The sequence below is a fragment of the Desulfosarcina sp. genome (genome assembly GCF_055467485.1).
Window position 1 is genome coordinate 1 of sequence record NZ_JBUOIV010000034.1, and the last position, 12316, is coordinate 12316.

At 58.9% G+C, this 12316-nt stretch carries 13 protein-coding genes; 5 read left to right on the forward strand and 8 right to left on the reverse strand.

Features of this window, described 5'->3' with window-relative positions; all coding sequences use genetic code 11:
* The 5 genes from ACZCED_RS15825 to ACZCED_RS15845 all read left to right on the forward strand — a co-directional run.
* Window positions 1-365, forward strand: a 365-nt coding sequence (locus ACZCED_RS15825) for a GFA family protein (protein ID WP_464861173.1), incomplete at its 5' end; no start/stop codon positions are given.
* A complete protein-coding gene (locus tag ACZCED_RS15830) occupies window positions 353-1711 on the forward strand; it encodes an MmgE/PrpD family protein (RefSeq protein WP_464861174.1) in 1359 nt (452 codons plus the stop codon). The genes ACZCED_RS15825 and ACZCED_RS15830, both read left to right, overlap by 13 nt.
* 55 nt (window positions 1712-1766) lie before the next feature.
* A complete protein-coding gene (locus ACZCED_RS15835) occupies window positions 1767-2678 on the forward strand; it encodes a nitrilase-related carbon-nitrogen hydrolase (RefSeq protein WP_462967538.1) in 912 nt (303 codons plus the stop codon).
* A 162-nt stretch (window positions 2679-2840) separates the two neighbouring features.
* A complete protein-coding gene (locus tag ACZCED_RS15840) occupies window positions 2841-3377 on the forward strand; it encodes a cytochrome b (RefSeq protein WP_462967539.1) in 537 nt (178 codons plus the stop codon).
* Between the two features lie 254 nt (window positions 3378-3631).
* Complete coding sequence (locus tag ACZCED_RS15845; protein WP_464861175.1) at window positions 3632-4699, forward strand: DUF362 domain-containing protein; 1068 nt, start codon at window positions 3632-3634, stop codon at window positions 4697-4699.
* 121 nt (window positions 4700-4820) lie between these two features.
* Here ACZCED_RS15845 and ACZCED_RS15850 read toward each other — a convergent pair whose 3' ends face one another.
* The 8 genes from ACZCED_RS15850 to hmcC form a co-directional block, all read right to left on the reverse strand.
* Entirely contained in the window at window positions 4821-6752 is a 1932-nt protein-coding gene (locus tag ACZCED_RS15850) for a hybrid sensor histidine kinase/response regulator (protein ID WP_462967541.1), read from the reverse strand.
* 2 nt (window positions 6753-6754) lie between these two features.
* On the reverse strand, window positions 6755-7183 hold the full coding sequence (locus ACZCED_RS15855; protein WP_462967542.1) for a response regulator: 429 nt from the start codon (window positions 7181-7183) through the stop codon (window positions 6755-6757).
* Window positions 7184-7224: 41 nt separating this feature from the next.
* Window positions 7225-8154, reverse strand: coding sequence for a universal stress protein (locus ACZCED_RS15860; RefSeq protein WP_462967543.1), 930 nt, complete (start codon window positions 8152-8154; stop codon window positions 7225-7227).
* Between the two features lie 47 nt (window positions 8155-8201).
* Window positions 8202-8735: a hypothetical protein gene (locus tag ACZCED_RS15865; RefSeq protein WP_462967544.1), complete on the reverse strand. Its 534-nt coding sequence runs from the start codon at window positions 8733-8735 to the stop codon at window positions 8202-8204.
* 12 nt (window positions 8736-8747) lie between these two features.
* Window positions 8748-10133 carry a sulfate respiration complex iron-sulfur protein HmcF gene (gene hmcF / locus ACZCED_RS15870; RefSeq protein ID WP_462967545.1) on the reverse strand — a complete coding sequence of 462 codons (1386 nt, stop codon included), beginning with the start codon at window positions 10131-10133 and terminating at the stop codon, window positions 8748-8750.
* 27 nt (window positions 10134-10160) lie between these two features.
* On the reverse strand, window positions 10161-10838 hold the full coding sequence (gene hmcE / locus ACZCED_RS15875; protein WP_462967546.1) for a sulfate respiration complex protein HmcE: 678 nt from the start codon (window positions 10836-10838) through the stop codon (window positions 10161-10163).
* 109 nt (window positions 10839-10947) lie between these two features.
* Window positions 10948-11076 (reverse strand): sulfate respiration complex protein HmcD, encoded by a 129-nt coding sequence (hmcD, locus tag ACZCED_RS15880; RefSeq protein WP_462967547.1) that lies wholly within the window; start codon window positions 11074-11076, stop codon window positions 10948-10950.
* Between the two features lie 24 nt (window positions 11077-11100).
* A complete protein-coding gene (gene hmcC / locus ACZCED_RS15885; RefSeq protein WP_462967549.1) occupies window positions 11101-12270 on the reverse strand; it encodes a sulfate respiration complex protein HmcC in 1170 nt (389 codons plus the stop codon).
* Between the last annotated feature and the right edge of the window lie 46 nt (window positions 12271-12316).

The window sequence follows — 12316 nt, forward strand, 5'->3', positions numbered from 1 at the left end:
AAATTCATGGTGAGTTGAGAGACGTCGTGAATTGTCACTGCTCGACGTGCCGGCGGTTCCATGGCCATTTCGGCGCCTACACCAGCGTCAAGGTTGAAAACCTGCAGATTATCGAACAGAAAGGCTTGAAATGGTATGAATCCGTTACCGATGAAACCGAGAATGTTCGCCGCGGTTTCTGTTCGACCTGCGGATCATCACTTTTCTGGCACCCCAAAAATAATCCGCACATGTCGATCGTCGCCGGTTCATTGGAACCACCCACCCACCTGAAAACGATCGGTCATATTTGGTGCGGCCAGATGTCCGATTATTATCAAATTGAAGACGGTCTTCCCCAATTTGATGAACGATGGAGGCAATAGATTATCGAACCATGGGCCATTTGACATCTCACGCCATCGATTTTGCACTGAACGCCCGCTGGGGGGACCTGCCCGCCGCGGTTCAGCACCAGGCCAGGCGCTGCCTGATGGACACCCTGGGGGCGCTGATCGCCGGATCCCAAACGCCTGTCGCTGGAATAATGCGAAAAACGGCGTGTGAACAATTCAGCGGCAATCAGGCCACCATCCTGGTTTCCGGAGAACGGGTGGCCGCTGCCGGTGCCGCCCTGGCCAACGGCTTTTCCGGCAACGCCCTGGATATCGACGACGGCTATCGCAAGGTAAAGGGGCATCCCGGCGCTTGCGCCCTGCCGCCGGTCCTGGCCGCCGCCCAATTGGCCGGCGATTGCAGCGGACAGGACTTTCTCACCGCCTTGGTGGTGGCCTACGAACTGGGTACCCGCGCCGGAGTGATCCGGCATGCCACCTACCAGGCCTACCATTCGTCAGGAAGCTGGGGCGCCGTCGCCGGTGCCGCCGCGGCCGGCAGGTTGATGGGGCTCTCCGGGGAACAGCTTTTTCACGCCATGGGTGCCGCCGAATATCATGCACCCATCGCTCCCATGATGAAAGGCATCGATACGCCCGCCATGGGAAAGGACAGCATCGGCTGGGGCTGCATGGTCGCGATCCTGTCGGCCCTCATGGCAGGCGACGGGTTCACCGGTGTCCAACCGCTATTCGACGATGCGCCGGATCCTGAGCTGGTGCGCAGTCTGGGGCAGCAATGGGAGATCCTCAATCTCTATTTCAAACCCTATGCCGCCTGTCGCTGGGGGCAACCGGCCGTGGCCGGCGCGCTCACCATCGTCCGGGACAACCACCTGACGCCGGATCAGATCAGGCATATCCGCGTGCGCACGTTCGAGGCGGCTACGCGCCTGCCCAACGGCCACCCCCGCAACACGGAGGAGGCCCAGTACAGCCTGGCCTTCCCGGTGGCCGCCGCGCTGCTGGATGGGGAGGTCGGTCCCCGCCAGGTCCTGCCGCCCCGCCTTCACGAGCCCGATCTGCTGAGCCTGCTGGACCGGGTTTCCACCGAAGTCGCCGCTGAATTTGAAGCCGAGTTTCCGACCAAGGCCCCGGCCGAAGTGGTCGTCGAGACCTTCACCGGTGAGATATTCCGATCCGGCCGTATCGAAGCCATATGGGAACCGCCGGATACGCTGCCTTCGGACAGCGAGCTGGAAGCAAAATTTCTCTGGCTGACGGGCCCGATCATTGGTAAGCTGAAAGCCGGCGATCTGATACAACAAATCTGGTCGGCCGACCAATGGCCATCCATCGATCCCGTCATCACCGGCTGCAGGGCCGAAACCACCTGACCGGTGATGGTGCTCACGATGATCCTTCATCCACGACGAAGAAAGGGCTCCACCAATGAAAGTGGGCGTCTACCAGACCGATCCGGTCCTCCTGGATGTCAAAACCAACCTGGCATCCACGATTGAAAAAATTGAGGCCGCCAAGGCGCAAGGGGTCGACCTGGTGGTCTTCCCCGAGCTTTCCCTGACCGGCTATTTTGTCCGGGAAAGATATCACGAAGCGGCCCTGCGCATGGACTCGCCGGAGATCAGGCAACTGGCCGGGGCGACCAAAGGGACGGCGGCCGTCGTCGGATTCATCGAAGAATCCCAGGCCATGAATTTCTACAATTCGGCGCTGGTGGCCGTAGACGGTGAAATCCTGTTCGCCTACCGCAAGCTCAATCTGCCTAACTATGGCGTCTTCGAAGAGCGCAAGATCTTCTCCGGCGGCAAGCATGTCCGCGTCTTCAAACTCAAGGGCCTGACTATCGCCCCGTTTATCTGCAACGACCTGTGGCACCCCTCGCTGCCATATTTGGGGGTCACCCAGAAGGCGGACATCTTCATCACCATGTTCAACTCCTCCCGGGGGTCCATGGGCAACGAGTTTTCCAACATCGAGAGCTGGAACATCATCAACCGGTTCTACTCCAGGGTTTTCGGGGTATACAACCTGTGCGCCAACCGGGTGGGCTGCGAGGTATTTGAAGACCTCAGGTCCGATGAGGGTGAACAGGCCGACCCGGCTCCCGATACCGTCGATGAGAACCCTTTCCGCTTCTGGGGCGGCAGCGAAATCATCAACCCCTTCGGGCAGGCCATCATCACGGCGGCCCTGTTCGATCCCGACGCCATCTTCGCGGAGATTTCCCGTGACATCGTCCGCAAGAAACGCATCCTGCTGCCTTACCTGCGCAACGACGACCCCTATTTCACCCACCGGGAACTGGGCCGAATCCTTTATGGCAAAAACCATCCGGAATAAAAAAGACGGCCCGTGCCGTGGTTGACGCTCAACATCGGCTTGCCTTCAGCATCGCATTTCGCTACCATAAAGCACCGTAGGATACGAGCTGCCGTTTCTTCTGTCCGGCCCCGGAGGCCACCGGCATCCCCACCCTCCCAAGCAAAGACCAAGGAGGTTTGCATGTTCAAGAATACCCGCGACCGGTATGGTTTGATTGCGCGCCTGCTGCACTGGCTCATCGCTGTGCTGGCCATCGGCATGCTCCTTGGCGGCAGCCTGCTGTCCATTCTGCCGTCCGGTGGGCTTAAGACCGTTGCGATTTCCGGCCACAAATCCATCGGCGTCATCATCTTGCTGCTGATGATCGGCCGCATCGCCTGGCGGCGCATCAATCCACAACCCCGTGACCTGGGCAGCATCCCGGTGCTGAACTACATTGCCCACCTGGTGCATGTTTTTTTGTATGTATTGCTGCTCCTCCAGCCGCTGGTGGGCATCCTCATGTCCCAGGCCTATGGCTATCCCGTCTCCGTTTTCGGAATTTTCACAGTGCCCCCTTTGGTTTGGCAAAGTTCGTCGCTGGGAAATTTCTTGCGGGAGGCTCACAGCGTGACCGCCGTCCTGCTTGCGGCCTTCATCGCCGTCCATATTGCGGCCGCCTTGAAACACCACGTTGTCGATGGCGATGGAACGCTGATGCGCATGCTCAAAGGGTGACGGATAGGTAAAACCGCCGATATCTGCGTTACGCTTCATCCCTCGTCACTGCAGCGTACCGTAACTACGCCTCACTCCTCGGAATTCGCAAGCCTTGATCACGACGTTTTTATAAATCCATTGGAAATGAGACGGTTTACGAGTCTATCGAGGACGGCAGCCCAACCATTTTCCGGCAGGCTTGAGAATCCGGTCGGCCCGTGGTAAGCGTGCCTCTGAATGGCAATCTTTCCGGTAAAAGGAGAAGCCCCACCATGCACCAGGTCATGATTCATCCGGCAAGTTATGATTCCCTCCGCGCGGCCATAGACAGGGCGTTCGATCTGTTTCCCCAAAACCTGGGCGGCAAGAAGGTTCTGATCAAGCCCAACGTGCTGCGGGGATCGGAGGCCGCCGAGGGGATCGTCACCCATCCGGCCGTGCTGGCTGCGGTGGTCGACAAGGTGGAAACGCTGACACCGGCATCGATTGTCGTGGGTGACAATCCCGGCCTTTTCAGTTACGGCGCCAATGAGGCGGCTTTCGAGCAGACCGGTCTCATGGCCGCCGCCCGCGGCTATTACCGCAATATCGGCCTCGATGCCGTTGCCTTGCCCTTTCATAACGAATTCATGGAGACGGTGAACGTCTCCCGTGCCATCGTCGAGGCGGACATCGTCATCAGCCTGCCCAAGTTCAAAACCCACGGGCTCACGGTCATGACCGGCGCCATCAAGAACAGCTACGGAATGTTGCCCGGCGCCCAGAAGGCCAGACTGCACAGGCTCGCCGGCAGTCCATCCCGGTTTCACGATGCGGTGGTGGAGGTGTTCAAGCTGCGGGTTCCGGACCTGTTCATCGTCGATGCGGTCGTGGGCATGGAGGGCAACGGTCCGGCCTCGCCCGAACTGCGCGAAATCGGCCTGGTTCTGGCTGGGGACAACGCCGTGGCCGTGGATGCGGTCATGGCCGCCATGATGGGCCTGGATCCCGGGCGGCTGCGGTTTCTCAGGCGAGCCGCCGAAGCCGGTCTGGGCACCTGGAACCTGGAGGAGATCCGCATCGACGGCAATCTCGTGCCCCTGGACAATTTCAAGCTGCCGCCACTGGGTGGCGAGGCCATCCAGGACAATGCGGCGGTTCAGGACATGCTGGAAAGCAAAACCCGGCTCACGCCCCGGGCGGATCCGCAGGGCTGCACGGCCTGCGGGACCTGCGTGGAGCAGTGCCCGGCCCAGGCCCTGTCCATGCCAGACGACCTGCCTCAAGTGGATATTGACCTGTGTGTCACCTGCTTCTGCTGCCAGGAGATCTGCCCGGAAAAGGCCATGGTGTTGACGTAAACCCTGCACCATGGGAGGGCAGGCGTTAGACTAAAGGCCTGTTGCGCTGCTATCCATCCTTTTGAAATGCTGGTTTTTCACAAGGACCCTCAAACCCCGGATGCCTTGTCACCCTGCCTCATCAGGACGCAGGCGTACCCGATTGGAGGTTCGCTTTCTTGGGAATCTTGATGGAAAATCGGGACCCCGTGTCCGGTTCTGACTGCAGCGAAATACCGCCGCCATGCCGGCTGAGGATCCGGTTGGAGATGAACAGCCCCAGTCCGGTGCCGCGTTCGCCCTTGGATGAGAAAAAGGGTGTGAAGACGTTGGCCCGGGTGGCTTCGTCCATGCCGATGCCGTTGTCCGACACGTTCAGATAGATGTAGTCTTCATCCTGGGTGACATCGAAGCAGATCTCGTGGGGCCGTCCGGACCGATCCGACCGGCAGGCTTCCACGGCGTTCTCGATGATATTGGTCAAGGCACTGCGAACAATACCCGCATCCACCTGGAACCGGCCGATGGCGGGGTCGAAACGGTGGCTCAGGGTAATGCCATGGTCCTTTATCTTGGGCCCCACGGTGTTCAGCACCTCTTCGGCAAAACCGAGGACCTCCACGGACTCCCATTTCAGGTCCTTTTCCTTGGCGTAGTAGAGGATGTCCAACACCATGTCACGGATGCGCCCGACCATGAAACGTACGATATCCCACCCTTCACGGATCTGCTGCTGATTTTCCTTTTTGAACCCGGAGTCCAGCAGATACATACCGCCGTCCAGGCCGGTGAGCAGGCCCTTGATGCCGTGGGAAACCGAGCCGATCATCAGCCCCAACGAGGCCAGCTGGTCCTCGAGGCGGCGGGTGCGGGTGATGTTGGTTGACATCTCCATGACGTGGGTGATGTTGCCGTCCAGGTCGCGGATGGGTGCGGTCTGGATGAGCACCCGGTAGGTCTCGCCGCGTTTCGAGGTCACCTCCATCTCGCACTGGTGGGACTGGCCGTCGGCAAAGGTTTTGGACACCGGGCAGTCGGAGCAGGCCTCGTCGCGGTTCTTGTAAATCTGGTGGCAGAAGGCCTCGACGGCCGGCTCGAAGTCTTCCTGAAAGCGGCGGTTGGCCGCCCGGATGGTCAGGTCGGCGTCCTGTACCGTGATGTAGCAGGGCGCTTCGTCGAAGAGCTGCTGATAGCGTTGCTGGGTGGCCTGGAGCCGCTCCTGAAGCCGCCGTACCTCGTCGATGTCGGCCCCGATCTCCACCACCAGTTCCACATCGCCCCGGCTGTCGCGGATAGGGGCGGTGTGGACCATCACCGGCCCCCGGCTGCCGTCGGCATAGACCACGGTGACCCGGCGGCGCATGCCCGTGCCGGTGGCAAAGGTCTCTTTTACCGGCGAGGTCTCCACGCTGTCCGGTGGATAAGCAGCTGCGCTGGCCTTGCCCACATGATCCCCCAGCCGCTCCCGGTAGAGCGGATTGATGGCGATGATCTCCTGGCGCCGATTGTGGATGGCAACGAAGCAGGGCAGTTCGTTGAAACAGTTGACGCCGGCATCAAGATCGCCGGCAATGCCCCGAAGGGCCGAAGACAGGCCCTCAACGGCCTGACCCACGGCCGCCAGCCGTTCGGTTTTCATCAGGCGGGCGGTCTGTTCGCGCACCAGGTTTTCCAGGTTTTCGGTGTAGGCCCGCAACTGCATACGCATGCCGATGCGCTCATTGGCCCGTTTCAGGGCAATTTCCAGGACATCGTCGTTGATCGGCTTGGTGATGAAGTCGGTGGCTTCCAGCTTGAGGCACTTGATAGCCAGATCCATGTCCCCGTGTCCGGTGAGCATGATCACTTCCGTATCCGGACTTTCCGCCTTGATCTGCTGCAGCAGGTCGATGCCGTCCATCAGGGGCATCTTGATGTCCGTGAGCACGATGGGGGGGCTGTGCTCACGGAAAACCGCCAGGGCCTCCTTGCCGTCCTGCGCGGTGAACACCTGGTAGCCGATGTCCATGAGAGAGATGCCCAGAACTTTGCGGATACCCTCCTCATCATCGACCAGCAGGATTTTCTCTTTCATTTCTACCTTTTTCGTAAAGCCATGAGTCTCACGGCCGTGTCCAGCAGGTGCTGGGCTTCGGGCGGTTTTTCCAGGTAAGCGTCGGGGTCGGGAAGCGGCTCCGCCAGTTTGAGGTTGAGCATCTTCAGGTAGTGCTGGAAAGACCGCTGTCCCACGGCCGACAGCATGATGACGGGAATGTGCTTAAGCCGGCGGTCCGATTTGAGGCTTTTGTACATCAGCGCACCACCGGTTCCCGGCATCATCACATCCAGAACGATCAGGTCGGGATTGATTTCCCGGGCTTTTGCCAGGCCGGCCGAACCGTCCCGGCAGCTCACCGCCGAGTAACCGCTGGTTTTAAACAAGGCGGATATAAACACCCGCATGTCCATGGCGTCGTCGACGATGAGAATGGTCCCCATGGACGAATCCGGTCCGGGTGACGTCATGGAATTATCGCCTTATTCGGTCATTGGTTGGACAGCGTGGATCAGGCCGGATCGTCCTGGACCTTGTCCGGATGATTGACGCTGGCTACCGGGCAGGAAGATCGCAGCACCACCTGCTCCACGGTGGATCCCAACAGGGCCAGCTCAGGATCGATCTCCCGGGTGTGGTGGGCCATGACGATCAGGTCGGCTTGTTTCTCCCGGGCAAATTTGAGTATTTCCACGTAAGGCGTTCCCTCCCGGATGCCGATTTCGTAATTGTCGAACCCTTTGAGCTGTGAGAGGTATTTGGTGTCTATTTTTTGCCGGGCCGTTTCGATGCGCTCCTCTATTTCCACCTGGCCCTTCACTCTTCCCGGTTCGGATGCATTGATATCAACGGCATGAAAAAGGTGCAGCCGTGCATTGACCTCCTTGGCCAGCCGGGCGGCCCAGAGAAAGGCACTGGTGGCTGGTTTGGAAAAATCGGTGCCCACGACGATGTTGGAGAAAAGCTTCCAGCAGGTGGTGCACGGACGGCTGATGATGACCACCGGGCAGCGGGCATTCTTGGCCACCTTCTGCATGGTACTGCCCACCACGCTGCGATAGCGGGCGGCACCGATGTCTTCGTCCCGGGTATGGGCGCCCATGATGATCAGGTCCACGTCATCGGCTCGGGCTTTTCTCAGGATTTCCCGATGTGGAACGCCGATGACCGCCTCCAGGGTGGTGTTATCGCTGTCCTTGAGAAGGTCGGCGTAGGTATGCTTCATCTCCTCCTTCACCCAATCCACATAGTCCGGGTCGATCTGCTCGTTTTCTCCTGTGCGGACGTCGGTGACAAAGGAGCTGAACCCACGCGTGGGAACACCGAGTACGTGAAACACGCAGAGTTTGGCATCCCATTTCATCTCCAGATCGAAGGCCACTTTGGCGGCGTTATCGCATGCGGGTGACGCCGTGGTTGCAAACAGGATTTTCTTAAACATGGGTTGTCTCCTTATCTGGCACCTGAATTCGGCGAACGAACCATCGCTCAACTCAGGTGGCATTCCCTGGGTGTCCCGTGAAATCCGAGTTCCCAGCCGATTCCCTCGACCAATTCAAAGAGGGTGAACACGGTATCGAACTCGAAAACATCGACCTGGTCTCCGAAAATGACATGCTTCAGCTTGCCCAGGCGCACCTGGGTGTCAAGCAGCATATCCACCTGAAATTCTTTGATAGGGACCGATTTGTTGCCGTTCCATCCGGTAAAGCGGCGGTAGATGTCAAGGCGCGGTTCCCCGGGAAAACCGACCATTTCCACCGTCTTTTCCAGCAGCAGGCAGTCAATGCCGCTGACCCGGCAGCCATCGTCCGGCCCCGCATGAAACTGCTCCAGCAGGTCGGGGAAGAAGGCATTCAGCTGAACCAGCGGCTCATAGGTGTCCAGCATTCTGAAAAAGCTGCGCAGGGTATACCCCGGCGCCAGCTCCACCTGTCGCGCCAGACATGACAGCACGGCGGCCCGATCCCCCTTGGAGACCGTTTCAATGGTGCCATCGATGTTGAGGCGGACGTTGTCCATTGAGCATCTACGCTATTCGTCCTGGGGCTTCAAATGTTCCGGGACCTCCACCATGCCCAGGAGCATCGGCTTGAGAAAGGTCCAGCGGATGCCGATCTTGTAAACCTCCTCCAGATCCCGGATGGCATCCCAGCAATTGTGGCAGGGCGCCACCACCAGTTTGGCCCCGGTGGCCAGGATCTGGTCCCGTTTGACTTTCAAGGCCGTGTTGCGCTGCTGGCGGTAGAGCCCGATGCCGTTGAGCCCGCCTCCGCCGCCACAACAGAAATTGTGCTCTCTGCAGGGGCGCATCTCCCGGAAGTCCTCGGCTACGTAACTCATGATTTCGCGGGCAAAGTCACCGAGGCCGGCGTTTCTGACGTAGTTGCATGAATCCTGGTAGGTCACCGGTTCCTTGATTTTCTTGGCCGGGTCGATCTTCAGCTTGCCGGTGCGCAGCGCCTCGGCCACCCACTCCACATAGTGCAGGCTTTCGACCGGTGTCTTTCCCGACTTGAGCCCCGCCCAGTAAGGCCCTTCGATGACTGTCGCCCGGTAGGCGTGGCCGCATTCGGTGACTACCATGCGCTTGGGCTTGAGGCGTTCCATGGCCGCGTAGACGCTTTCCACCTGGATCTTGCAGGCACCCCAGTCACCGGCAAACATGGCCAGGCTGGTCTCCTCCCATCCCTGGCTGGGAACCGTCCAGTTCTCGCCGGCAAGGTGGAAGAGAATCGCCGCTTCGGCCAGGTCTTCCGGATAGTGTTTGGGCTCGCGGGCGTTGACCGTGTAGATGATGTCTGCATTCTCTTTATCGATAGGGATCTCCAGCCCCGGCCAGTCCTCCTCGTACTCCTCGGCCATCCACTCGCACGTGTCCACCCAGTCCTCGGTGGTGATGTCCATCTGGGCATTGTAGATACGGTGCATGCCCGAGCCGATCTTCAGTTCCCAGGGTACGAATCCCTGGGCGAAGCACAACCCCCGAACGTAACCGAACATCACCCCCATGTCGATGCCGAAGGGGCAGTAGGTGGCGCAGCGGTTACAGCAGGAGCACTTGGACCAGGCCGTGTCCATGACCATGTGCATGAAATCGTTGTCCACCCTGCCGTTGCGCTTGAGTATTTCACCCAGGGTGGATTGGATCTTGAAAGACGGGACCTGCGTGGGATCCTTGTCGTTGGCCAGGTAGAAATAACAGCTGTCGGCGCACATGCCACAGTGGGCGCAGATCTCAAGCCAGGTCCGCAGCCGTGACTTGCAGGTTTTCTCCAGCGTGGCCGCCAGGGCGCTGCTGTCCACGTCCAGCTTCTTCATTTCGGCGTAATACTGCTTGCCGCTTTTGTCCGCCAACAGGGCGTTGAGCTTTTCCTTGGTATCGACAACCTGTTTGTTGCAAAGTGTTCCTTCGGGCATTTTATCACCTATTTTTTACAAAGGCCTTTACCAGGCCATTCCCTTGTTTTTCATACCGCCGCGCTTGATCCCGTAATCCATGCCCAACTGTGCCCGGGAAAGGAAAAAAAGCAGAAAGTGGGACAGCTTGGTAAAGGGGATGGCCACCAGCATGATCTCGCCGCACAGCACGTGGGCCACGATCCAAAAATTGTAGTCGCCCACCTGGTGATAGGCGAGAAAACCCGTCAAAAATGGTGCCACGGCGATGGCCAGCACCAGAAAGTCGTACGGTTTGGTCAGAATGCGCACCTCCGGCAGGGCGATACGCCGCAGAATGATGAACACCGCCGCTAGGATCACGGCCAGGGTCATTGCATCGGCCAGACCTTCGGGCAGTGTCGGCAGGCTGAAGCCGAAACGTTCCAGCAGGAGCACGTTATGGCCCATGAGAAACACCGGGGTGACCAGCAGGCAGATGTGAAAGACGAACACCAGGATGGTAAACCCGGGGTAAAACCGCCAGCCGCGGGTACCGAAGGGCACCAGCCAGAAGAAGATCGAGCGCAGGGCGCCCTTAACGCCGTAAGCCACGTTCTTCGAATAGGTGACGCGGTCCAACTGCCAGTTCAGCCCCTTGATATACCACACCAGGCGATAGAGCAGGCCGAAAAAAAAGATGCCGAAAGAGAGCCAGGCAAGGGGACCGGTTACAAATTCATACATGGGGTACTCCTTTGATAGCAATTGAGGAATTCCGGATTGAGGGATTTTGGAATTGGCTGCCAACCAATCAATTCCTCAATCCCCTAATCCCCCAATTCCTTAATTCAATTCAGTCATCGTCCCGTTCAGTCAGGAACAGCCAGAATCCCGTAATTCCCAGCAAGGCAACGACCATAAGTACATAGGTGATATTCTTGGTATGGAGCATGAACTCCTGAAGCGTATAGATGGTTTCCATGGGTGGTTGCTTTTCCTTTGACGGTTAATGGGCGTCGTAGTCCGGGTGTTCATAGAGCACGGGCATGCGGGTGACGATGAACCGGTAGATCACGACGCCTAACGTTACGATGAACACGCTGATGCCGATCTCCATCCAGTGAGGAAAATAGCGTTCACTGGATGGCAAATGCCAATTAAAGGCCACCAGGCAGATGTTGAACCGGTTGACGACGATTCCCAGTACGGTCCAGGCGGCCGTCCAGCGAATCAGGGTGATGTTTTTGTCCCGCACCCCCACCGCATAGAGAAAGGCCGGCAGCGCCACGAAACCCAACAGCTCCACCAGGTACCACGCACCGTATCCGGTGGCCAGGTAATGCCAGGTGTTGCCTGCACTGATGCCGATAACCTTGATGATGAAATAGCCGGCCAGCACAAATGCCGCCGCTTTGCCGAAGCCCAGGGGTACGGTGTCTTTTTCAGCCAGGTGGGCTGCATCCATCTTGTGCGAGAAAAAGCGGTGGGACAGCGTACTTTCGAAGATCACCATGGAGAGCCCGGCGATCACTGCGGTGACGAAAAAGTAAATGGGCAGATAAGGCGTGTACCACAGGGGATGAAGCTTGGATGGGGCGATGAGAAACAGGGCGCCCAGGGAGGACTGGTGCAGGGTGGACAGCACCACCCCAAAGATGGTCAGCAGAAGGGTCAGCTTGACGACGATGTTGCGGGCGCGCTTGAGTCCCAGCCACTCCAGGGCTGCCGGTGAAAATTCGATGAAGAGGACGGTCAGGTACAAGGCCACGCAGGCGGCCACCTCGAAAAGCAGGGAAGTCGTGCCGCGCTGCATGATGAACGGGTAGGGCAGGCGCCAGGGGCGGCCCACGTCGTAGTGCAGGGCCAGGACCACCAGGGCGTAGCCCAGAAAGCCGGTCAGGATGGCCGGACGAACGGCGGCGTGGTAGCGCTTCATGCCGAAGATATACACGGTGGCCGAGGTGACGAATCCACCGGCCGCCAGGGCGACACCCACCAGCAGGTCGAAGCCGATCCATATACCCCATGGATTATAGTCGGACAGATTGGTGACCGCATCCAGCCCCTGGGTGAAGCGCAGAATGGTCAGGATCCCTCCCACCAGCAAAATGGCACCGGCCACGATATTGAACGGTGAGAAAATCGGTTTGCCCATGGTGGCTGTATTCTCAGACATAAAGGATTCCTCCTGAAAGGTTTCGCTTGGTGAGGCGAATATGCCG

Coding starts and splice junctions, on each gene's coding strand:
- ACZCED_RS15830 (WP_464861174.1), top strand. CDS start 353: ATGGAGGCAATAGATTATCGAACCATGGGCCATTTGACATCTCACGCC.
- ACZCED_RS15835 (WP_462967538.1), top strand. CDS start 1,767: ATGAAAGTGGGCGTCTACCAGACCGATCCGGTCCTCCTGGATGTCAAA.
- ACZCED_RS15840 (WP_462967539.1), top strand. CDS start 2,841: ATGTTCAAGAATACCCGCGACCGGTATGGTTTGATTGCGCGCCTGCTG.
- ACZCED_RS15845 (WP_464861175.1), top strand. CDS start 3,632: ATGCACCAGGTCATGATTCATCCGGCAAGTTATGATTCCCTCCGCGCG.
- ACZCED_RS15850 (WP_462967541.1), bottom strand. CDS start 6,752: ATGAAAGAGAAAATCCTGCTGGTCGATGATGAGGAGGGTATCCGCAAA.
- ACZCED_RS15855 (WP_462967542.1), bottom strand. CDS start 7,183: ATGACGTCACCCGGACCGGATTCGTCCATGGGGACCATTCTCATCGTC.
- ACZCED_RS15860 (WP_462967543.1), bottom strand. CDS start 8,154: ATGTTTAAGAAAATCCTGTTTGCAACCACGGCGTCACCCGCATGCGAT.
- ACZCED_RS15865 (WP_462967544.1), bottom strand. CDS start 8,735: ATGGACAACGTCCGCCTCAACATCGATGGCACCATTGAAACGGTCTCC.
- hmcF (WP_462967545.1), bottom strand. CDS start 10,133: ATGCCCGAAGGAACACTTTGCAACAAACAGGTTGTCGATACCAAGGAA.
- hmcE (WP_462967546.1), bottom strand. CDS start 10,838: ATGTATGAATTTGTAACCGGTCCCCTTGCCTGGCTCTCTTTCGGCATC.
- hmcD (WP_462967547.1), bottom strand. CDS start 11,076: ATGGAAACCATCTATACGCTTCAGGAGTTCATGCTCCATACCAAGAAT.
- hmcC (WP_462967549.1), bottom strand. CDS start 12,270: ATGTCTGAGAATACAGCCACCATGGGCAAACCGATTTTCTCACCGTTC.